The following is a 22,824-nucleotide window of genomic DNA, read 5'->3' on the forward strand; positions in this document are numbered from 1 at the left end:
ATGAAAAAACACTTCTTTGTAGTTATTGAAGGAATAGATAATTCTGGAAAAACAACCTTATTGAAGCTGATAAAAAAACAACTAGAGGAGCCAGAAAATAGTTTAATCAGGAATTATTTTGGAGAAAAGATTTATTTTACCTCTGAACCTTATGGTCCTAACCAAGAAATTAAGTATTTTCGATTGAGTGATTTAATATTCTCTCAGGATTGTATTTTTAGTTCCGAATCAGAAACATATCTTTTCTTAGCTATGCGAGCAGATCATCTTTCCAGCTTTATTGTTCCTAAATTACAAGAGAATTCACTTATCTTTTGTGATAGATATTTTCTCTCTACATTGGCTTATCAATCTTACCTAAAGAAAGTAGATACTAATTGACTTGTCTCTAATATGAAACACATTTCTAAGGGAATTAAGCCCTTAGTTACCTTTGTCTTGGAAGTGTCCAAAGAGAATCACTTAAGTTATAAGACCAAAAAGAATGGCAAGTCCCATAATGAATATGATTCAGTGAATTCATTTTCCTATGAAGATCTAGTAACTGCTTATGATTGAGCTGTTAAATATTTAAGGGATACAGGCGAAGAAGTTGTATGAATACCTAGCTCACTTAGTTGAGAAGAAAAAGCTCAAACAGTAATTTCTTATATTAAAAAAGGCTTAGATGAGTAACTTAAAAGACATGAACATTAATTCAAATAATCTTGTCAATGCCCCTCTCAAGTGAGATCTAGAAGAAGTATTAGAAGGAAAGACTTTAGATGAATGAATGATTGAGTTAGAAAAACTTCAAGCCTCTATTCTTGAAAGATACTCTGTCAATCTCTTTAAGAATCTAGATGATTTAGTCGAGTTTCACAGAATATTTAGAGAGTTAAATATTGTCTCTAGCAGAATACAGACCTACTTACATAATCACAAGAATACAGATTTAACTGAACCCAAGTGATTTATTAAAGAACAAGAGTTTATTCATAAGACAATTCCATTCAGTCAAGCTCTTTCAACTTTTCAGTCTTATGCCATCAAAAATAAAAAAACCATTCTTTCTTTCTATTCAGAGCCAAAATTTGCTCACTTAAGAAGATACTATGAGGTTCTCTTTAAATATCAATCTAGAAGACTTCCATCTTTAGTAGCCAAATATGAAGAGACAAAAGCCCCTCTGGCTTCAGCCTACTATGAGATCTTCAATATCTTGTCAGAAAAAGATTTCTTACTCAAAGATATTCCTGACTCTGAAGGAAATACCTTTACTGTGGGGAATTATGCAGAATACATTCTTCATATGAAAAAAGAGGATGAGATCTTTAGAAAGAATCTGTTTACTAGCTACGTAGAGTTCTTAGATCAAAAAAAGGAAAGTTTACACAAATTACTGTATTACCAATTTTTAGCTTGAAATATTGGTGCTAAGAATATTTCCTTCAAGACAGGATATGTAGAAAGTGCTTTGTATGCGGATGAGATCCCTAAAAGGTTTTTGTTGAATCTATACAGGAATATGAAACAATTTCAACCAGATATTCAAAAATTCAGAAATATTAGAAGAAAGGTAATTGAGAAAGTTTGAGGAATAGATAGTTTCCAAGAATGAGATGGCTATCTAGAGCTTAAAGATCCTTCTGGAAAGCAAATTACCTTTGAAATAGAAGAGTCTAAACAAGTAGTCTTGACTGCTTTACAAGTTCTGGGAAAAGAATACATAGACTCTTTAAATCTAATGTTCAGTAGTAAATGAATAGACTGAAAGCCAAACCCACCACATAAGATTAGCGGTGCTTATTTCTCAGGAGGGGCTTATAGGTTAAAGGGAAAATATGTCTTACTGAATTACAATGGCTATTTTGATGATCTGTTAACTCTTGCACATGAACTGGGACATGCTGTACATGATATTGAGATAGATAAGAAAGATACCTATTACTTTGACCCTACCATCTTTGTAGCAGAAATTCCTTCCATATTAAATGAGATATTGGTTCAATATCACTTATTAGCTAAATATAGAAAGGAAGGAGATAAATTCAAACAGTTTTATATCCTTGATCACTTGTTAAATACCTTTGTAAGTACTTCTGTAGTACAACTAGGATACAGTGAGTGAGAATACAAATTCAGTGAAAAAATAGCTAATAATGAGTTCTGAGATCTAGAAGAGTCTGTTAAAGAATATGCCGAAATAGTTAAGAGCTACTGAGGAACAACTCCTACAGAAAACCCAGAATTAAGACAAAAGTCACTATACAGAATATTTTCCATTCCTCACTTCTATAGCGGAATTCTATATGTATATAAATATGCAGTTGGGATGTTGACCTCTGTATTGCTAGCAGAAAGAATAACTAGTGAAGAGGAAAGAGAACAAGCTCTCTCTGATTACTTTAGTTTCCTCTCCGCAGGCAACTCTTTGACTAATTTAGAGTCACTAGACTCTCTTTCTGTTGATCTAATGTCTGCAAGAGAATATAGAAGAATTAATCAAATCTTTAATGGTTGACTGAAAGAATATGCAAAATTAGCTCGAGAACTTTATGAAGTTAAGATTCAATCCCCGTCAAATTGAAGGAGCTAGAAAAGACTCAACTGGAAGATAAAGAAGAAAGTTTCGATCATCGAACTTTCGGATCGGAACACAATTGATTTTTCTCTAATACAGCCCCAGGCTTTCTCTCTTGAGGGCCACAAGGTTACAGACTCAAAGAGTTAATTAGAAATTACATCAATAGATTTCAAAGAGAGGTTTGTGGAATTCAACTAGTTAAGACACCTGTTTTAGCGAAGAAAGAGTTATTTCTGAAAACGGGGCATTTGCCACTTTACTCAGAGAATATTTTTGCTGAGATCAAGAAGGGAGAGGAGGAATTAATACTGAGACCAATGACTTGCCCTCACCATATTCTCTTGGCCAAAGAAATAATTATCAGTAAGTCTCAGCTACCTTACTTTATGGGAGAAAACTCTTTATTACATAGAGATGAGTATTCAGGAGGATTATTAGGTTTAAAAAGAGTTAGGGCTATGGAATTAATAGATACCCATATCTTCTTGTTGCCTGAGCAAGCCCCAGAGTTAATTCCCAGAGTACTGTCTTGAATTTGAAGGCTCTTGAGAAAGTTTCAGATTGAGCTAAAAGAGATAGTATTGGCCACAAAAGCTTCTAAGAATAAATACATTTCTGGAGAGGAAGAATGAGAAGAAGTAGAGAGCATCTTATTCAACTCAACAAGTGGTTGAGCAGAGAAGAATAATCTTGCTGGTTTATTGGTAAAGAAAGAGGGGGATGCAGCTTTCTATGGTCCCAAAATTGACTTCAATGCAGTAGATAAACAGAATCAAACCTATACCATCTCAACTTTGCAATTAGATTGTTTTATGACTAAAAGATTGGGCTTTGAACTAGATTCTTTAAATCCTTGGGTTATTCATCTAGGACTTATTGGAACTCTAGAGAGATTTATTGCTTATCTAATTGAGAGATATCAAGGGAGATTCCCCTTTTGACTTTGTCCAACCCAAATTTCAATTATTCCTATAGATCCTGAGAAGTTTGGGGGAGTTGCCCAAGAATTAGCTTATAGACTTTCTCAAAAAGGTTTTAGAGCATGCCCAGATCTTGGAAAAGAAAGATTCACTAAAAAAGTGTTACTCTCTAGTAAGTCCAAAATCCCTTTCCAAATATTAGTGGGAGAGAAAGAATCTCAATCTCTAGATGTTTTACAAGTCAGACAATTAGGAGAAAAGGAACCCAAGACTTTTAAGTTCTCAGAATTTATTGATCATCTAAAAGAATTAAATGCTGAAGGGAATCTTTAGGTGATCATTGAGCAAGAAAAGATAATAGCTTTTGAGCTGGATTTTCTCCAAATTAAGAAAGACTATTCTGAAGAAGAACTAACTAAGTTATTTAGTCTTCTTAAGGAGTTAGGAATTTATGGTAACTTATTTCTGTTTACCAATACCTCATTACAGTTAGCCAGTAACTTTTTAAAAGAGAAAGAGTTAAATATTGGATACTTAATCTCTAACTCAGGCACTTGCGTTTACAACTTAATAACTAATAAGAAGGAGAAAGAAAGCTTTTTAGACCAAGAGCTATTAGAGTTAATAGTTAGATTTAGCTTCTTCAATAACTTAATCTTTGTAATTCTTGGGGCCAATCAATCTTTTATATTTGGGTTCGATTATTTGAATTCAGAAGAGCAAAAAATATATTCTGGGCTCGTTAGATTAAAAAAATTGAGCCAAATTCAAGAGGTAATAGAGAACAATTCTGTTTACAGCTTGAAGATGTTGTTTACAGAGAAGAAATCTGAATTAAGAATAAAAAAGATACATAACTTCTTAATTAAGTTACTGGAGTTACAAGTACAGATTGATTATCAAGTAGTTGATCCTGCCATTTACTTATTCTCTAGGAAACACACAAAAGCTCAAATTATGAGTGAAATATTAGGAATTAATGAACAAGAAGTAAGCAATAATCTAATTTATTCTTCTTGATCTATTCCTGATATTCAATTAGCTTCTAATTCATTTTTTTGGTTATCTGTTTCTGAGTTCGAAAATAGAATCACCAAGGACTCTCCTGATAGTTCAGTGTTATATCTTTCTAAAGATAGTCAAGTGTGGATAGATTGATGAAGAGAGCACGATTATCTTTGGAGAGAAAGAGCACTTAAGTTAGATTGAATCTCTAGAAAGATCAAGAAAGCAGAGTTACTGAACAATACAAATAACTATTTTGAATTGGATCTAATTGATGGATTGCTTAAATCAAAGCTAATGAATGAAAAATCAAATGCTTGAGAGACCTTACAAAGAAAGATTATGGGAATACAAAAAAAGAAACTAATAACTTTGTTTTTGTGAACAGAACAATTATCTAATTTGGTTACTATGAATAGCTTAGAAACTAAGTAATTGTCTATAGAGAGCTTTATATTGGCTATTTTGGGATAAAATTTCTCAAAAAATTTAATTTAACTCCCCTATTTAAGGGAAGTTGGATTTAAATTTAATTAGAGTAGGCTTTTTATTTAGTGATACAACCTAAAAAAGACACAAGAGTTTTTAAATTAACAGCTTCCAAAATTGTAGACCCTGCAATAAGACATTTAGACTACAAGATAGATTACGAACAAGCAGAAGCAAAGTTTTTTATTGATACTAAGAGAGTTAATACTAAAGAATTTATCCCTGCGCTTAAAAGCTGTTTAGAATCCGCTTATTCTTGAGATATAGACTACAACTCATTTGTAGAAGCCACATTACCAAGTTTTGATGAATTTGAGCTTGAGCTAAATCTTAGAGGCATAATAGATTCAATTCTTAGAGAGCCTAAGAAATATCTTCATAAACCAAAAAAACCTAAATCCAAGAAAGCAGGGAGACAAATTCAACTAGTTGGACTAAAAAATCTATCTGAAGAAATTACCAATATATTAAGCGGAGAGAATCAAATAAAAGACTGAACTGAATTACCTCCCAATATATTAGATGCAGAGAAATTTGTTGCTGAGATCATTGCAAGTTCTAAAGAATTAGAAGTTGAATATGAAGTTCTTAATTGAGAAGAGTTAAATGCTAAAGGATTTAAGTTAACTTGTGCAGTTGGTCAGAATAAGAGAAATTCCTACCTAGTTACTTTAAGAGAGAATAGAGAAAAACATACAGATAAGCCTAGAAAGAAAATAGCTATTATCGGAAAGGGAATTTGTTTTGATACCGGTGGATTGAGTATCAAAACAGGAGGTAATATGACTGGAATGAAGTTTGATATGACTGGAGCTGGATTGGTTGCAGCTATCTTTTTTGCACTAGCTAAAAATAAATTCTCTGATGAAAATGAGGTGATAGCAGTGTTGCCTATCTCAGAAAATTTAATAGGTTCAGATTCTATTAAGGTAGATAGTGTGATTCAGTCTTACGGAGGGAAATTTATTGAAATCTCAAATACTGATGCAGAAGGAAGATTGCTTCTTGCAGAGGCAATTTCCTATGCCTCCAAAGATCTAGAAGTTTCTGAGATAATGACAGTCGCAACTCTTACAGGAGCAGTGGGCTATGCACTAGGAAAAAAATATGCAGGGGCTTGATCTAGCTCTGAAGAGAATTGAAAGAAATTCAATGCCCTTGCAGAATATACAGGCGAATATGTTTGAAGACTACCTTTGGATAAGTACTATCTCGAAAAATTGAAAAGCAGTATAGCTGAACTAAAGAACTCTGCAACTACTGGTGCCGGAGGAGCCTCTCGAGCAGCTACATTCTTAGCTGAATTCAGAGATAATAAAGAGTTCATCCACCTAGACATAGCTAATGTTTCTAGTACAAATAATCATTCAAATACAGCTCTAGCCCCTCTCTTTAAAACTATTTATTTCTATCTAAAAGGAGAAGGAAATCTAGTTAAGTAAATTCCAAAGTTAGTTCAATAAAGTAGCGCAGTCAACTCGGAGAGGCATTCTTCTAGAAGCCTAACCGAGCCTATAGTGCTTGACTGTTATGTTCGGGATGGGGATAAGTATTTCCACCATAGTATCCTGACTGCGCAAATAACAATTCTAGGAGTCAAAAGACTTAGTCAGAAATAAAGTTTCTAACAAAAGATTCTCCTTAAATCTTTCACATAATTAGTACCACTTAGCTTAATGCATTACTGCACTTACACTTGTAGCCTATCAAGGTAGTAGTCTTCTACCATGTTTATGCCGGCACTTCTAACGCCGGACGGGAAAGTTTTTTGAGGCTAGTTTCACACTTAGATGCTTTCAGCGTTTATCTAATCCACACTTATCTATTCAGCAATGCCACTGGCGTGACAACTGATACAACAGCGGTGTGTTCATTCCGGTCCTCTCGTACTAGGAATGAATCCCCTCAACTTTCCTACAGCCACTACAGATAGGGACCAACCTGTCTCACGACGGTTTGAACCCAACTCACGTATCTTTTTAATCGGCGAACAGCCGAACCCTTGGGAGCTGCTTCACCCCCAGGATAAGATGAGTCGACATCGAGGTAGCAAACAATCTCGTCGATATGAACTCTTGGAGATTATTACCCTGTTATCCCTAGAGTAGCTTTTATCCGTTGAGCGATGGCCCTTCCATTCAGAACCACCGGATCACTATAGCCTAATTTCTTACTTGGTCGACTTGTCTGTCTCACAATCAAGCACACATATAGTATTACCCTTACTGTACGATTTCCATGCGTACTAAGTGTACCTTTGCGCGCCTCCGTTACTTTTTAGGAGGCAACCGCCCCAGTCAAACTGCCCACCTAACACTGTCCACACACCGGATACACGGTGATATGTAAGTGAAAACTTATTGAAATTGTGGTATTCCACTGCCGGCTCCAACAGCGCTAGCGCGCCATCTTCCTCGCCTCCCACATATTCTCTAATAACAACAAATCTTCACAATATCAAGTTACAGTAAAGCTTCATAGGGTCTTTCCGTCCCATAGCGGCAAGAGAGTGTCTTCACTCTCACCAGGATTTCACCGAGCCTACAGTCGAGACAGTTAAGAGCTGGTTACACCATTCAAGCGGGACAGAATTTACCTGACAAGGAATTTCGCTACCTTAGGACCGTTATAGTTACGGCCGCCGTTCACCAGGGCTTAAGTTAAAAGCTTCAGCTAGCAAGCTAGCCTGACCTCCTTCTTTGACCTTCTGGCACCGGGCAGGTGTCGCCACATATACTTCATGTTTGAATTTCGCATATAGCTGTGTTTTTGTTAAACAGTCCGCCCTCATTCTTTACTGTGACCCACATTCTATGCGGGCACTCTTTCTCCCGAAGTTACAGAGTTATTTTGCAGAGTTCCTTAACTGTAGTTAGCTCGCTAGCCTTAGGATATTCTCCTTGATCACGTGTGTTCGTTATCGGTACGAGTACCCTGATGTTTAGTTCTTAGAGCCTTTTCTGGAGAATGTGATTAAGTCTGGCTCTCCCGACCGTTGCCGGCCGAGATCGTATTCGATTCTCACACTTGCGCTGGGGTGATTTTCATCCCCAGCATGCTCGAAATCTTAAAAGGGAATCCAGTAACCCTCCCAGTTTAACCTGTTCTGTCAACCCATCAGAACATCAAGGTAGTATGGGAATATTAACCCATTGCCCATCAGCTACGCCTTTCGGCCTCACCTTAGGATCGACTTACCTGAGGAGGACGAACCTAGCCCCAGAAACCTTGATCAATCGGCTAAAAAGATTCTCACTTTCATTCGTTACTCACGCCGGAATTCTTACTTGTATAGAGTCCACCTGTGCTCTCGCTCAAGCTTCAATCCCTATACAACATTTGTCTACCATGTTTGACATTCTATGTCTCATCCAAAAATTCGGTATTAAGCTTAGCCCCGTTGTACTTGCGGCGCCAAAAAACTAGACTAGTGAGCTGTTACGCACTCTTTAAATGATGGCTGCTTCTAAGCCAACATCCTAGTTGTTTATGAATTTTGACTTCCTTTTCCACTTAGCTTAATTTAGGGACCTTATTTGTTGGTCTGGGCTCTTTCCCTCACGACTATAAAGCTTATCCCAAATAGTCTCACTGCCAAGGTAAGACAGCTGGAATTCAGAGTTTGATTCTATTTGGTACAGCGCGAACCGCCCTTATAGATTCAGTGCTTTACCTCCAGCTGTAAATTTACTTGACGCTAGTCCTAAAACTATATCGACAAAAACCAGCTATCAGGGAACTCGATTGGAATTTCACCTCTAGCCACAAGTCATCCGCTATCATTTCAACGACAGTCGGTTCAGTCCTTCATCTGATGTTATTCAAATTTCAACCTGCTCATGGCTAGCTCGTCCCCTTTCGGGTCTATTGCAACCTACTAAAACGCCCTATTAAGACTCGCTTTCGCTCCAGCTCCACTGTTCTACAGCTTAACTTTGCAACTTGCAATAACTCTCCGGCTCATACTTCAAAACGCACGCCATTACGCTTTAAACGCGCTCTGACACTTTGTAGGCTAGTAATTTCATGTTCTATTTCACTCCCATATCTGGGTTCTTTTCACCTTTCCTTCACAGTACTTGTTCGCTATCGGTAAATGATTAGTATTTAGGCTTACCCGATGGTCCGGGCAGATTCAAACAGGGTTCACATGTCCCGCCCTACTCAGGATACCTTCAGCTCTCTTCATATTTCGCATACGGGGCTTTCACCCTCTATGGCACTACATTCCAATAAATTTCTACTATAGTCGGAGATGCATTGCAAGGTCCTACAACCCCAGCTCAATTCTATTGTGCTGGTTTGGCCTGTTCCCCTTCCGCTCACCACTACTTAGGGAATCACTTCGTTTTCTTTTCCTTTGGCTACTGAGATGTTTCACTTCGCCAAGTTTGCCTTATCACCCTATGGATTCAGGTGATAATAGTAGAAAGATTAGTTTCTACTGTATTTCTACATTCGGAGATTGCCGGATCAAGGTCTCTTATCGACTACCCGACACTTATCGCAGATTAGCACGTCCTTCATCGCCTATCATTTCCAAGGAATCCGTTACTAGCCCTTAGTAATTTAACTAAGAATCTTTTGTTTTCTTTTACTTCTGTTTATTTACTCGGTCTTTTGTTTGTTCCTAGAAATTGTCAAATATCTAGCACATCTTAATTTATTTGTTAAGACAAGTGCACATAATCAGTCTCAAGCAAAGAGAGAAAATCTCTGCTTGCTAGAAACACTCAAGTAGAGATTTTAAGAATTTTTATTTTTTATATTTTTGAGTTCTTTGCATATTTCCTCTAATTGTTCTATTATTTTGTCTTGTATTTCTTGGCTTTTTTCTTCTTCCCTTCCCTTTATTTTTTCACTTGTTTTTTTATTAATATCTTCTGCCATTGTTTCTAATTCAGCTTTGTCTAATTGATCTAATTGTTGTTGGTAAAAATCTTTCAAAATTGGTAATCTAGAATACATCTTTAACTTTCTTCTTAGTAATCTTGCGAGTTCATGCTTTTCTTCTTTAGAAAATTTATAGTTGTCTCAGTAATTTTGTTTTTCTTTGCATAACTTCAATAAATCTTCTAAAGGTATTATCTCTTCGTTATTGATGTAGTGCTTTTCTATTATTGATTTAGTTGTTACAAGTTGTACATTGTTATTTTGGAATTCAAGAAGTAAACTAGGATTCAATTTTGAATCTAGTGTAAATAGGAATATTTTTTCAGGTCGAGTTTGTAATTGGTTTATTTTTTCCTGAATTTTTGTTCAATTAAATAGGTTTTTTTCTTCGTTCAATTGAGTTTTTGCGAGTATGAAAATTGTCTCTTTGGGATTAATTTTTTGATGAAAATTGCTGGGAACACTTAGATAGTTATTTTCTGCAAAGATTAAGAAAGAATCTTTAAAAGTATGGCGATTAATTAGAAATTTCTCAGAAGCTCCAATTAGCAAGAAAATATAAAGCAGAATAATCTGTTTTCACCGGTTGTATTTGTAATTAAGTTTTTCTAGACTAAATTGAAATGTGCTAACATGTTTTGCAAAAAGTGATAGGAAACTAATTAATTCGTCTTTAAGGGTAGTATTGTTAACTCATCAGGTTTCTTTCATTAACTTTAAATAAATATTTCCATAGTTTTTAGGATCAGGTCTTTGGAAATATCTAGTAATTTCTTCTTTTACTTTGTCACTAGTAATGCTTGCTTCTTCTAATAAATAATTAATGCAAGCATTTTGGAAATTAAGGTAACATTTTTTTCTTCAAATATCATCTAGTTTCTCTCACACTAGATCAACCAAATTACTAGCTTCCGCCAATACACTTTGGCTTTGGCAATGTTCTTGCCTTAATTTCGTAAATAAGTCACATAACAAGCTGGTTTTTTCGAGGCCGTTTTCAGTGTGCCAATTCCTCATAAACTCTTTAAATTTGGAAAGACTCTCAGGTTTTAATTCCATAAAAGCTTTATTGTGCGTTAATAATTTCGCTCATTGATTTGTAACCCTTTAATTCCTCTACTTGTTCTTGATATCAATTTTTTAAAAGCTCAAAATCTTCAAAATTGCTTACTTTTTTGCGAAATAATCTCTGAACTTCCCGCTTCTCTTTCGGCGACAATCGGTAATCTTTTCAGAAATTATGTTTCTTAGCTTTACATAGGCTCAGCAATTCTTCCAAAGTTATCACATCTTCATTGTCGGCATATTGTTTTTTTGATAGATTTAAGGGTTATTACCTGAATATTTACCTGCTCAAATTCTCAAAATAAATGAGAATACAGATTAATGTCAAAAGTGAATAAATGGATTTTGCTTGCTTTCAATTGGTACTTGTTTAACTCTTTTTAATTTCTTGTCAAGCGCCTCCCCCAATTCTAGTTCTTACAAGTATGAATATTGTTTCTTTTGGATTTATTAGATAATGGGCGTGACTAGGAGAAAGAAGATAATCCCCCCCTTTATCATTGTCAACATTTTTAAATAAATGTCTAGTTACAGTGAATTTTTGTATTTCTCCAAATAATTGAAATGCATATATTAATATGGTTCATTTATAGTTAGTTTATTTGCGATTAAGTCACCCTAAGAAATCTTGATATAAGATAATGTGTGCTTTGAAAAGCTCTAAAAAAACCCTTAGTTCCTCGCCAGAATAGCTTCTATTTACTCGACTAGTATCATTTGGCTAGCTCTAACAGAATATTTTTTGCGCCTTCTTGAGGAAGCGGTTTAAATCTATCTCCAATTTTTTCTTTCACTTCTTCACTTTCTATAGGCATTTTTTCAAATAAATAAGCAATACAGGAATCTTGAAAAGAATCTCATCATTTTTTTCTCCATTCGTGATCAAATTTCTTTCTTAGCTCTTCAATAAATTCACTGGCAATTTCTAAGAAACTTTGATTGTTGTAACTTTCTTGCAATAACTTCATAAATAATCCATAGACTAGCTGGGACTCTTCGAGACCATTATTTTTGTGCCAATTTTCTATGAACTCTTTGAACTTCTCCAAAAGTTATTTATTGTCAGTCTCCGTTAATAATTTCTGAAAGAGATTTGTATTCACTTTCATTTAATTTTTCAAGTTGTTTTTGAAAACATTTCTTTAAAAAGGGGAAATCAGAGAAGTTACGAATGCTTTTTTGTAGCCAGTACTTAAAAGATCATTTTTCATCTTTTGTATATTTGTAATCTTTTCAATAATCGTGATTTTCTTTACAAATATTTAAAAAATCTTCAAAAGTTATTACATCTTCATTAGATGAATAGCAAATATCTTTAATAGATTTTGTAGTTACTAATAGAATCCCCTTTTCTTTACATTTATCTAAAAATTCATTTGATATTTTTCGATCCAGCGTGATTAGATAAAGATACTTAGTTTTAAGCTGAGCTAATTGCTCTAACAGTTTCTCTCTCTTTTCTTGCCCCCCCCAGCCGTCATACTTAGATTAGTTCGTACGCATGAAAAAATAATTTTTTGTGAATCTATATTTTTATGCCCTCAACTAGGTAAGCAAAAAATATCTTCATTTTCACCCCATCTACTTCGCTCTCAGGTGATTCCATTTTCAGCCAAAAGCAATGTTGTTAAAGTTTCAACTCTAGTCTTGGCATTGAATATGTAGTCTTTTTTTCTTGCCAATATTCCATTAAGTCAAATAGAAATTATTTCAGAATTTTCACTAAATAACATGGCTAATTCTTTTCTAATAATTGGGTCTTGAATTGAAGTTTTTCGATACAGAAGATAATCAAATTTTTTAGTGAAAATATTAGGCTTGAGGGGTAAATATTTGAAAATATCAATTCATTTTTCAATGGATGATAAATTGACAGCTAAAATATCATCATTTTCAAAAAATTGTTTAATTGGTCGCTCTAATTTTGTGTCCTCTTGCTTACTAATATTCAAAAAAGCTTTGTATTCCACCTCCACCCTTTGTTGTTGATGTGTTTCTCATTTTTTCAATGATCATGTCTTGCAAATATCATCAACCAAATCATCTGCTTTTATGTTGGAATCACTAGTGCGAGATTGTTCTCACAAGTCATAAATTAACTTTTCTCAATACAAAAAGAAATAATTGTGACACTCTTCGGAGTTATTTGAGTCCGAAAAAGACATTCTCAATATAAATTTATTTTTGTTTTAGTTAAGTTAGTTAAGAAAAATACAGAAGTTTCCCTTTTAAGTTAAATTAAGTTTTTGTATCTTTCTTCCGCATAAATGTTTGAAATTCTTTAATGATTTTTTGACCTTCTAAAGTTAGGACTCTTCCCTTTAATCCTTTATTTATATAACCTCTAAAGACTAAGTAAGGTTCTATTTTCTTAATAATTGTTAATTCATCTGTATTAGTTCCTTGAACAATGGTTTTGATTCCAGCCGTTTGTCTATCAGCTTCACTTAAAAAAACTAAATATTTGAGATCAACTTCTGTTAAGCCTTGAAATAGAAAACCGCATTCTTTGATAATGTCTTGAATCTCACAATCACTATTGATTGTTTTGTAATCAATAACTCTTCTTAATATTCTTTTGACATTTCTTGGAATCCCCCTAGAATTATTGGCAATAATATTTATTTCTTTGTCAGTTAGTTCTAACTCCCATTGGTTTAAGAGAGACCTAATTAAATTAACAATTTCTCAATCTTCGTAACAATCAATAAAGAAGATATAACCAAATCTTTCTTCTAGAGCTTTCGGGACAGCCCCCAAATTAGTAGTCGCGGCAATTAGAGTAAATTGAGGTAACTTAATTCTTATAGCCTTGGAGTTGTAATTTTTTCCAACCAATAAATCTAAAACATTATCCTCCAGAGCTGAATACAGCATTTCAGAATATTCCAATTTCAAGCTGTGAATTTCATCAATAAATAAAACATCAAAGTCTTTCAGGGTATTTAGAACACCAATTAAATCAGGAAGTGTTTGAATATTAGTGGCAGGAATAATCTTGATATTTACCTTTAATTCATTGGCAATGATTTGGGCCAAAGAAGTTTTACCAACCCCCGGAGGACCATAAAACAATATATGTTCTAAAGGTTTATTTAGCTTCTTAGAAACTGTAATTCCTACTTGAAGACTTCTAACAATCTCAGATTTTCCAACAAATTCATTTAGAAAGCTAGGACGCGCCTTAAGAGTTTCAGAATCAATCACCTTATCTAAAGACAATTGACTTGTGAGATAGTTTTGACACATTCACTAATAATGGAGTTCAAATCAACAAATTCATTTTTTCTCAGTTTCACTATCTCCAAGGTTTTTCGAATATCTTTTCACTTGTACCCAATTTCAGTTAGTGATGAAATAATTTGGTTTTCATCTCAAATTCCATTTGAAGATGAGTCAATCATTGGCAGACTTAAAAGACTTTGTTTAATAGATTTGGAATTTCTTAAAGTGGCAATAAATAGATTAGCAAGTTTTAAATTGAATCCTTTGAGAGAGGCAAGTTGGATTCCATCTTCTTGCTCTGCCAGAGTTAGAATGCTGTGCCAGTTATTAGTCAAGATTTTCTGAGCTGTCTTAGAACCAATTCCTTTAATTGACAATAGAAATCTAAAGATCTCGTAATCCTGTCTAGTTAAGAAACCAAATAATTGAGTAGTTAATTGTCCTGTAGGTTCTAACCTAGATTCCTGAAAGATATAGATTAATTGCTCTTCTCCCTGTTTAAGAGATGAAGAATTTAAAAAATGAACTTTATATCCCTTACTCTGAGCCTCAACAATGATATAGTCCTTTTGTAATTCAACTATCCTACCTCTAAGATAGTACATCTCATTTCCTTAATTAATCGTTCCAAGAAAAAAGGCATAAATTTAACTTTTTTCTAGTTCCAAAAGTCTATTGAAAATATTTGAACTTTTATGCTTTAACTCTTCTCTGTCAGTTTCTATTTTTTTAAGTCAATCTAATTTAATTGGCCATTCAGTTAGGCTGTCAGTTTGTAGATATTTTTCAGATTTTTCTAAAAGGGAATGAATTAAGGAATAGTAAAGCTCAAAGAAGTCTCATAGCTTACTAAAAGAGCTTTGTTGAGATTTAGAACTTTTAGTTGAAGTATCTTCACACTCTGTAGTTGATAGATTGTCTTGTAACTGGTTTAAAAAAAGTCTTTCTTCAGGAAGAAGTATTCATTGAAATAATTCTGAATAGTCTTCTAAAGATTGTGATTTTCAATCAGTCAGTTTCTTTTGAATTATCTCTTGATTGCTTTTGGACTTAAGTACATTGGATCAAAGGGCCAAAATAGAAGAGAAGTTAGAGATAATATTTTTGGGTTGCTCTTGTTGCCTCCTAGAAAGTTCCATTCTCTTCGGGACTTCCCTCTTATTTGGAGAGAGAAAATATAGATTTATGGCTTCTAAATAGCTGTTTTGTTTGGCGGAAATAACTTCTTTTTCTTTCTTAGATAACTCAATTAATTCATATAGCTTGAAGATTGCATTTAGAGAGTCGATGGTAAATTGCGCTTCTAAATTGGGTTGGAGTCTAAAAGAATAGTTAGGTTCACCAATAAATAAAGCAATCAGTAATGTATTAACTATCTGGTTTAAGGAAAGTAATTCTGTTTCGGGAGAAGAGTTGTTTATGTATTTTTTTCAACTGCATTTAATTCAATCCACAAAGTAAATGGGCTCTGTAAGTTCTATAGCTGGATTGGAACAATATAGTTCTGAAAAGTCTTTAGCCCCCTTGAAGTCTAGGTTTAAAGAATAGGGCTCAATACCTACTTTTAATAGCTGTTGAATTATCTTCATGGCTGCACTAATTCCTGATTTGTCAGTATCTAGAACTAAGACTATTTTTTTTACTTCTTGTTTCTTTAATAAGTCCAATGTATCTGCAGAGAGTTCTCTTCCCATAAGAGCTAAAGCTTTGTAATGTGGCTTTAAGAGCGATAATGCAAATAAGTCAAAAAATCCTTCAAATAAATAAATAGGTTCTCTAGAAACATTTGTTAATGCAGGCAAGTTGTATAGTAAATGAACTTTTTTAAATAAGAGAGTTTCTTTTGAGTGCAAATATTTAATTTCACTTTTTGAAGTTGGAAGTGCTCTAGAACTAAATCCAATTAACTCTCCAAGAATAGAAAAGATAGGTATAGTTATTCTCTCTTGAAACAAAGCAATTAAGGTATCTTTGTTTTTTCTGGATTCTGGGGAGAATATTCCTGTTTTTAGAAGAAATTCTGGTTCAATAAATTGATATTCCTCAGAGGATTTTTTAATCTTCTCTAAAGCTTGCAAAAGCACTTGACCTTTTGGCGCATAGCCTATTTTTGCTTGCTTAATTAGGTTTAAAGTAAGTCTTCTCTCTTGAGTTAAGTAGTCTAAAGCTGGTTTTCCCTCAGCAGAAAATAGATGCTTTACAAAGAATTCAGAGACAAAATTATTGAATTTAATTAGCTTTTGCTTGAATTGATATTCTCGAGAAGTTCTTGCATCAAAGACATTTTCGATAGGTAATTTAAGTAGCTTGTGGGCATGGATGAGAGCGTCTTGAGAGTTCATCTTGTCTTTTCTCATAATGAATGAGACTGCATCTCCTGAAATTCCACAAGAAAAACATTTGAATATATTTTTTTCTTCAGAGATTGAAAGAGAAGGTTTGTTGTCTTCGTGAAAGGGACATAAAGCTCAATAATTTCTTCCTCTTTTTTCTAGAGTTAAGTAACTACCTATAACTTCTTTTATGTTTAGTTTGTTTCGTTCCACACCAAGCTATTGATTAGCCTCTACAAGATCTTCCATTTTCAGACACTTTAAGACATAACCTTTTAACTTTGTCAAACCAATTCTTACTTGAATTCCTGAGTCTCTGTCTCTAATAGTGAAGGAAAAATCCTCACTATGAAAGGAGCCACTATCATAGTCTACTGTTAGACAATAAGGTGTTCCTATTTGATCTTGTGCCTTGTATCTTTTTCCTATTGATCCCCCTTTAGATAAGGTAGTGAAGATTGGAAATTTTTGCAATCATTGGTAAAGTCTGAAAGCTCCCGCTTCCTGTTCGGACCCCAAAGGCAAGACAGCAAATTTATAGGGAGCTAGGTGAAGGGGCAAGCATAAAACCTCTCAAGATCTATTACTTCTAGTTTGTAGGAACTCAGTAATAGTTGCCAACATCAATCTATTCAATCCAACTGAATGTTCTACTATATGAGGGACTAAAGTAGTTTGATTATTGTTAGCCTGCAGATGAAGTTTTACTTTCGAATGATCTTGATGGGACACAAGATCAAAGTCTCCTCTGTTAGCTATACCTCAAAGCTCTTCTTCTCCGAACTCAAATTTGTAGTAAAGGTCAATGTTTTTCTTGGAATAGTGAGGAAGTTCTTCTCCTTCTATTTCCTTGAAAGAAAAAGAATCAGGAGAGAATCCCAACTTATAAATTAAGAAGAAAGAAATTTGTTCTTTTTGGGACTTTAGAGTTTTAGTAGTCTCTTCCGGATAGGTAAATTCTTCTAGTTCCAGTTGTTCAAATTCTTTAGTTCTGAATATTGTTCTACCAGTTGTTACCTCATTTCTAAAGGCTTTACCCATTTGAGCAACTCTAAAAGGAAACTTGAGTTTAGAGTCCAAGGAAATTAACTTACTGTTAACAAAGATAGTTTGGGCTGTTTCAGGCCTTAGATAGTAACTTTCTACTCTAAATATTTGGTTGAAACTCTTAGGTTCTGTTAAGTTAGTTGAAGAGCAAGATTTGCATTTTTCAACAATATCTTCAAATCTAGTATTGCAATCTTTGCACTCCACTAATTGTCTTTCAAAATGTTTGATGTGTCCAGTAGCTTCTCAAATTTCTCTGTTAGTTAATAGATTCCCTTCATAGAGTATTGTGTTTTCTTTGCCACAGATAAAGTGTTCTATTCAACATTTCTTTAAGTTCTCCTTAAGTAATACACCTAAATGACCATAGTCTCAGCTATTTTCCATCCCTCCATAAATAGAGCTGGAAGGATATATAAATCTATTCTCTAGTAAGAACTTTTCTATTCTGCTCAATAAAGTTATCTATCTCTATTTATTAGTTAATTAAGTGAAGTGAACTTAATAGACTAAATTCGGATGTAAATTCGAACACAATTTAACAACTTTTTTCTTCTTCGGTAAAGGTAATTTATTTTTAATAGTTGTGAATTGTAGCTTCCTATTTAGCTTAAATATCTTTCAAATAATTAGAGAAGAAAAGACCACAGAAGGGATTAAAAAGAAGTTTCTCATAATAAAGAATTGTTCGAAAGGTAGAGTAGAGATTTTGATGTCAAATAGAGGAAGAGTAATTATGTCTACCAAAACATAAGCAATAAAGTTCAAGATTGTTAGTCTAATAATCACATTTCATTTATCTGCTTTCTCAACTATCTTAGGAGAGATTCTTTTATTAGAAAGAAGTAGACATGCCCCTAAAGCAATGAGTAAAATTCCTCCAATGCCTGCTAAAAAGGAAGGGAAGAATCAACTAGGAAAGGTTAATGTTTGGGAAAAGATATTCAAAGAGACTTTGCCTTGATCACCTTTCTTTTCTGCCATCAATGCAGACTCATTAAAGAAGTAATAGGCTATTGCAGTAATTCCCAGCAAGGCAGTAACACAAAAGGCGTTTTGTCAGCTTTTTAGCTTATTTTTAGCGGAGTCACTATCTCCAAACATATAGATAAAGCCACCTAAGAAACCATTAAAGATAGCAGCTAGTAAATATCCATAGTTAAACACTGAGGAAGTTAGAACCACAGTTAATAAGTCTGTTAGTAGTCCAATCAACATACCTATTACAGGACCATATAAGCTCCCTCCAATCTTTATCAGAATAGTCTCAATTAATAATCTGCTACCTGGATATATTTGAAAAACTATTCCTAATAAGTTATGGGTTAAGAATGTAATGGTGAAGATTACTGCAGTGTTTGTTGCAATAATCATTGCAATGCTCGAGATCACATTGATATTCAGGCTCGGAAACATTAAGAAGTTTTGCTGTAGCCAAAACCTAAAGAAGACCTTTTTTAGGAATAACAGAATAATGAATACTGCAAGAGTAATTCCTGCATAAAACAGAATATCCCCACCATCCATATGGCCTACGCCGGCCATATTGGATTAGAAGAAGTATTTATCTATTAGAGTCTTAAGAATCTCTAATTCAATGAAACCAGTGTGTCTTTCTACAGATCTGGCTCTATCTTTAGAAATAAAGATAAGGGTTGGAATAGAAGTTACCTCATATTGTCTGGCAACGTCTGGGAATAAAGAGGTATTGATCTTCATAAACTTAATATCTTTGTATTTTTCCTCAAGAGATAGAAGATCTAGTATAGGCATTAATTGTCTGCAAGGAGGACATCACTCTGCATATAGATCTAAGAGAAGATTGTCAGTTCCCTGTAGTAACTCTTGTAATTCTTCTTTACTAGTTAAGCTTTTAACTTTAGACAAGGTATTAAGAAATATCCATTTTTAAGGTAGCTAAATCAATTAACTGCTCTTTCTTTAGTTTCTCTGGAATAGGTTGTAATTCATAATCTAGAGTTACTGGTAACTCAACAATTAAATTAGGAGGAAGAATCTTCTTAAAGCTAGTGTATCTTTCATTATCGAAGAAAGAAGAATCCTTCAAAAATGAGAGATCTAATTTAACCACTACTTCTTTTAAAACATCGTAATCATAGTTCCTATTTAGATTCTTAAGAATTAATAGTTGTTTGTTTTTTTCTCTTAGGTAGGAGTGGTCTAATAAAGTCTTTCTTGCTTGATAAGTCTCTAGTTTGTTGTAGTCAGAAAAGAAAGTTAAACCCTTGAATTTATCTTCGTAACCAAATAGATCTTTATTTGAACTAGCTGATTTAACTTTATTTATGTATTTTCTTAAGTTGGATTTAGTATAAGACTCCAACTCTAGTAAGTAATTATGTGTGAGTATATGTCTAGCCTCTGGAGAAACAAAGAAACATTTTTCTAGAGTAAATAGATCCTTGTCTGAGTTGTAATTGAACTTATAGTAGATAGTTAGATCTTGGGGGCTTGCAACAAAACCTGTGTAATTACACAAGTGAACATGGTACTCTGTGTATTCTTTTAAAGCGGACTTAAGAGAAAGGTTAAATTCATTGTATATTTGCCCAAAGAAGTCATCTACACTCTCCTGTATAAAGGAGAATGGATCGGGCAAAAGGGTTTGTTTTGCTGACCCCATTAATTAGTTGTGCACCTATAGCTTAATTGGATAAAGCACTTGACTTCGGATCAAGAGAGTATGGGTTCAAGTCCTATTGGGTGTGCCAGTTTAAGTTAACTAATTTAGAGTTTAGAGCTGTACTTAAGTTTTGCTTTTTTAATTAATTCAAGGGCTTCAGATAAAGGAATTAATTTCCCAAGCTTAACTTCCTTATTTTCTAATTTCTTATATTCTTCAAAGAAATTTCTAAGTTCAGAGAGTCAGAAATCAGGGAGATCAGAGATTGAGTTGATGTGAGAGAGTCTAGGGTCTTTATCCATAATCGCAATTATTTTTAGGTCTTCTTCTCCCGAGTCAATCATCTCTAGAGCCCCTAAAACTCTTGCATCAGCATAAGTACCTGGAGTTAAAGAGAAGTTAGAGATCAAAAGAACATCTAGAGGATCATTGTCTTCAGATAGAGTATCTAATATGAAACCATAGTTGTGAGGATAAACAATAGAACCAAACAAAACTCTATCTAGCTTTAACTTATTGTTTGTTAGCTCATATTTAATGTTTGAGTGCTTTGAGATTTCAATAAAACATTCAACTATATTGTTTTGGGAACTCAATGTAATCTACTTTTCTAACCTGATTTTAAGTAGGAAACTAGGAATTGTAAATAATTAATTGTTTGTTATTTACTTAGACTTTCTGGACAAGGAGTTTTGGTCTTTCAGGCATTTTCAAAGCCACTATCTTTTTCTAGAATTAGGCAGATCTTTTCAGTTGGTTGTGTTTTTGGGCTAGACAAATAACTACTTAAATAGGATTTGGTCACCTTGAACTTAGAGCATTGAGTAGCTCTTCAACCACATCTTGTTGAATAGAAATTGTGTAGTCTTTGATATATTGGATCAAACTTTTTATTGTTATCTTTTCAAGGTAATTCAAATTGCGCCTCGAAAGTAGTGATTTGGTTTTTAGAGTCTATAAAGAAAGGTTTTCAGTATTTACCAGTTCAGAAGGAATCTCATCAGTGGTATCAGCGGTAAAAGTATTCATATCCAAATCAGTTTCATAGTAATTTGGGTTTTTCATTATCCATTCACAAACCAGAGATTTCTTTAAGAGTATGTTGAGAAGAGTCATAAAGGTATCACTTCATTGTTCCTCATTTATTGTTCATTGATAAATGTTCTTTTGAGTCTTGACAAACAAGAACTTTTTGATTGGAATCTTTACTGGTTAAAACAATGTCACAATGTCTGATAGTTTCTTGTGAAGTTTCTGTAGTGACTGTAACGGTAGAGTGACTAGATGCACTTTGACTTCCATGAGCCTGAGTACCTGAACTATGAGCGCTACCTAGTTGTTGACCATTTGAATGACCTTGACTTACTGAACTACCTGTATGTGTATGTTGTGTCCCCTCTGCCCCTAAACTAGAACTTTCCCCTTCTTCCTCTCCTAATAAAGCTAAATCTTGATTGCTATTTGCGGGGGGGGCATTGAGCCTGCAATGAATCCACCAACTCCCATTGCTCCCGCAACCAAACCACCAACAGCCACCTTTTGAACAAAACCAATTAAAGACATAAGTCAGTAAGGCTTAAATTAGCCTTTCAGTAAAGAAGATTTTATTGACAAATAACTTGAGTTACTGTTTTTAGCTCTTAAATTTAAATAATTGATTTATAGAGATTAGTATGAGCTGAATAGCAAAGCTTTTTTATGAAAAATTTAAGGCTTTGTTTATTGTAGGGTCTAGTATTGTCGGGGGAGGAGTAATTGCTGTTCCTAAAGTTATTGCAGGAAATAATTTTGAAGAGTATCTATTTAGAGAATTTAATCCTGTGCCTGCCAAGTATGACTTTAGTGGCGCATCACCTGTCAAGGTAAGTGATGAAGGTAATGGTCAATATAACAAAGATCAATCTAAGTTCTCTAATTTCCAAGAAGTAAAAGTTTCTAATGCACAGTTAATTAAGGGGACTAAGTCTTATAACAATGGAAACTATGTAATTTACTTTGGTTCAGAGGCCTGCCCTAACTGTAATAACTTCTTGTATAGTGAAAACACTTCACCAAAGACATGAGTAGGAACAGACCAACAAAACCTTTATAGTAATGGAACTTTCTTTGAGACCTATTCTTTAGCTAAACATAACAATGATGCCAATCCTACAAAACTAAAAGATATTAAGTTTGTTTTCTTTAGCGATGAAGTTCCTTCAATGGAAAACAGAAATAATGATGATTTGTATACCATTCCCTGAAATAAATGAGATTCAACTTTAACTAGCAGAGGTAAGGTTGAAGGAGACTATATTAGATATGACAGTTCAGCTGTCAAGTTCAGAAAGATACAGTCCCTATTGTTCTATTATTTTGGTGAAAAAGCTAGTGGAATTCCAACCATCATCATCTACAGAGATGGTATTCCATTTGTTTATGGAAAAGACAAATTGGAAACAATAGAGAAAGAGAAGCAAAAGACTGGAGAACAAATTAGCTCCTTGCAAGAGGCTGAAGCAGAATCTTCTGGAAGAGCTGTGATACTTAGATATGACTTAATCAAGCACTTGAGATATATCTTTGATGGAGAAGTAACTTGATGACTATAGTTTTTATTCCTTTTTCTAGAGAACTGTTAATTAATTTAGAAAGAAA

19 protein-coding genes, 1 tRNA gene and 2 rRNA genes are annotated in these 22,824 nt (G+C 33.9%); 7 read left to right on the forward strand and 15 right to left on the reverse strand.

The genetic code is table 4. The features are described 5' to 3' along the window. The 5 genes from tmk to DNK47_RS00570 all read left to right on the forward strand — a co-directional run bounded on the left by tmk (position 1) and on the right by DNK47_RS00570 (position 6,422). Positions 1-675, forward strand: a complete 675-nt coding sequence (gene tmk, locus DNK47_RS00550) for a dTMP kinase (protein WP_112664990.1) — start codon at positions 1-3, stop codon at positions 673-675. After that, the gene (locus DNK47_RS00555) at positions 668-2,578 is read left to right on the forward strand and encodes a M3 family metallopeptidase (protein ID WP_258393876.1); all 1,911 of its coding nucleotides are present in this window, start codon (positions 668-670) and stop codon (positions 2,576-2,578) included. The genes tmk and DNK47_RS00555 overlap by 8 nt, the downstream gene beginning before the upstream one ends. Then, positions 2,566-3,819, forward strand: coding sequence for an aminoacyl--tRNA ligase-related protein (locus tag DNK47_RS00560; RefSeq protein WP_112664991.1), 1,254 nt, complete (start codon positions 2,566-2,568; stop codon positions 3,817-3,819). Before DNK47_RS00555 ends, DNK47_RS00560 begins: the two co-directional genes overlap by 13 nt. After that, on the forward strand, positions 3,820-4,926 hold the full coding sequence (locus tag DNK47_RS00565; RefSeq protein WP_112664992.1) for a hypothetical protein: 1,107 nt from the start codon (positions 3,820-3,822) through the stop codon (positions 4,924-4,926). It begins immediately after the preceding gene. A gap of 119 nt (positions 4,927-5,045) precedes the next feature. After that, positions 5,046-6,422 (forward strand): M17 family metallopeptidase, encoded by a 1,377-nt coding sequence (locus DNK47_RS00570; protein WP_258393877.1) that lies wholly within the window; start codon positions 5,046-5,048, stop codon positions 6,420-6,422. Positions 6,423-6,447: 25 nt separating this feature from the next. Here DNK47_RS00570 and rrf read toward each other — a convergent pair. The 13 genes from rrf to DNK47_RS00635 form a co-directional block, all read right to left on the reverse strand. Then, positions 6,448-6,557, reverse strand: a 5S ribosomal RNA gene (gene rrf, locus DNK47_RS00575). A gap of 60 nt (positions 6,558-6,617) precedes the next feature. Beyond that, positions 6,618-9,555, reverse strand: a 23S ribosomal RNA gene (locus DNK47_RS00580). 171 nt (positions 9,556-9,726) lie between these two features. Beyond that, complete coding sequence (locus DNK47_RS00585) at positions 9,727-10,932, reverse strand: hypothetical protein (RefSeq protein ID WP_112664994.1); 1,206 nt, start codon at positions 10,930-10,932, stop codon at positions 9,727-9,729. 7 nt (positions 10,933-10,939) lie between these two features. Beyond that, positions 10,940-11,161, reverse strand: a complete 222-nt coding sequence (locus DNK47_RS00590) for a hypothetical protein (RefSeq protein ID WP_146737503.1) — start codon at positions 11,159-11,161, stop codon at positions 10,940-10,942. A 484-nt stretch (positions 11,162-11,645) separates the two neighbouring features. Further along, positions 11,646-11,987, reverse strand: coding sequence for a hypothetical protein (locus DNK47_RS00595; RefSeq protein ID WP_112664996.1), 342 nt, complete (start codon positions 11,985-11,987; stop codon positions 11,646-11,648). 390 nt (positions 11,988-12,377) lie between these two features. Then, entirely contained in the window at positions 12,378-13,103 is a 726-nt protein-coding gene (locus tag DNK47_RS00600; RefSeq protein ID WP_112664997.1) for a hypothetical protein, read from the reverse strand. Between the two features lie 73 nt (positions 13,104-13,176). Next, on the reverse strand, positions 13,177-14,187 hold the full coding sequence (gene ruvB / locus DNK47_RS00605) for a Holliday junction branch migration DNA helicase RuvB (RefSeq protein ID WP_112664998.1): 1,011 nt from the start codon (positions 14,185-14,187) through the stop codon (positions 13,177-13,179). After that, a complete protein-coding gene (ruvA, locus tag DNK47_RS00610) occupies positions 14,151-14,768 on the reverse strand; it encodes a Holliday junction branch migration protein RuvA (RefSeq protein ID WP_112664999.1) in 618 nt (205 codons plus the stop codon). Before ruvA ends, ruvB begins: the two co-directional genes overlap by 37 nt. 42 nt (positions 14,769-14,810) lie before the next feature. Then, positions 14,811-16,709, reverse strand: coding sequence for a CHC2 zinc finger domain-containing protein (locus DNK47_RS00615; RefSeq protein WP_112665000.1), 1,899 nt, complete (start codon positions 16,707-16,709; stop codon positions 14,811-14,813). 6 nt (positions 16,710-16,715) lie between these two features. Next, a complete protein-coding gene (locus DNK47_RS00620; protein ID WP_112665001.1) occupies positions 16,716-17,999 on the reverse strand; it encodes an aminoacyl--tRNA ligase-related protein in 1,284 nt (427 codons plus the stop codon). 45 nt (positions 18,000-18,044) lie between these two features. Then, entirely contained in the window at positions 18,045-19,088 is a 1,044-nt protein-coding gene (locus DNK47_RS00625; RefSeq protein ID WP_112665002.1) for a glutamyl-tRNA amidotransferase, read from the reverse strand. 6 nt (positions 19,089-19,094) lie between these two features. Then, a complete protein-coding gene (locus DNK47_RS00630) occupies positions 19,095-19,430 on the reverse strand; it encodes a thioredoxin family protein (protein WP_112665003.1) in 336 nt (111 codons plus the stop codon). Between the two features lie 4 nt (positions 19,431-19,434). Continuing rightward, positions 19,435-20,187: a hypothetical protein gene (locus tag DNK47_RS00635; RefSeq protein WP_112665004.1), complete on the reverse strand. Its 753-nt coding sequence runs from the start codon at positions 20,185-20,187 to the stop codon at positions 19,435-19,437. 11 nt (positions 20,188-20,198) lie between these two features. Here DNK47_RS00635 and DNK47_RS00640 point away from each other — a divergent pair. Next, positions 20,199-20,275, forward strand: a tRNA-Arg gene (locus DNK47_RS00640). 16 nt (positions 20,276-20,291) lie between these two features. Here the strand turns inward: DNK47_RS00640 and DNK47_RS00645 are convergent. Then, a complete protein-coding gene (locus DNK47_RS00645) occupies positions 20,292-20,783 on the reverse strand; it encodes an inorganic diphosphatase (protein WP_112665005.1) in 492 nt (163 codons plus the stop codon). A 65-nt stretch (positions 20,784-20,848) separates the two neighbouring features. Continuing rightward, complete coding sequence (locus DNK47_RS00650; RefSeq protein ID WP_112665006.1) at positions 20,849-21,340, reverse strand: hypothetical protein; 492 nt, start codon at positions 21,338-21,340, stop codon at positions 20,849-20,851. Between the two features lie 520 nt (positions 21,341-21,860). Between DNK47_RS00650 and DNK47_RS00660 the strand changes: the two genes are divergently transcribed. After that, on the forward strand, positions 21,861-22,778 hold the full coding sequence (locus tag DNK47_RS00660; protein WP_112665008.1) for a DUF6856 family protein: 918 nt from the start codon (positions 21,861-21,863) through the stop codon (positions 22,776-22,778). The last annotated feature ends 46 nt before the right edge of the window (positions 22,779-22,824 follow it).

The sequence above is a fragment of the Mycoplasma wenyonii genome, from assembly GCF_003265155.1.
Taxonomy (GTDB): domain Bacteria; phylum Bacillota_I; class Bacilli_A; order Mycoplasmatales; family Mycoplasmoidaceae; genus Eperythrozoon_A; species Eperythrozoon_A wenyonii_C.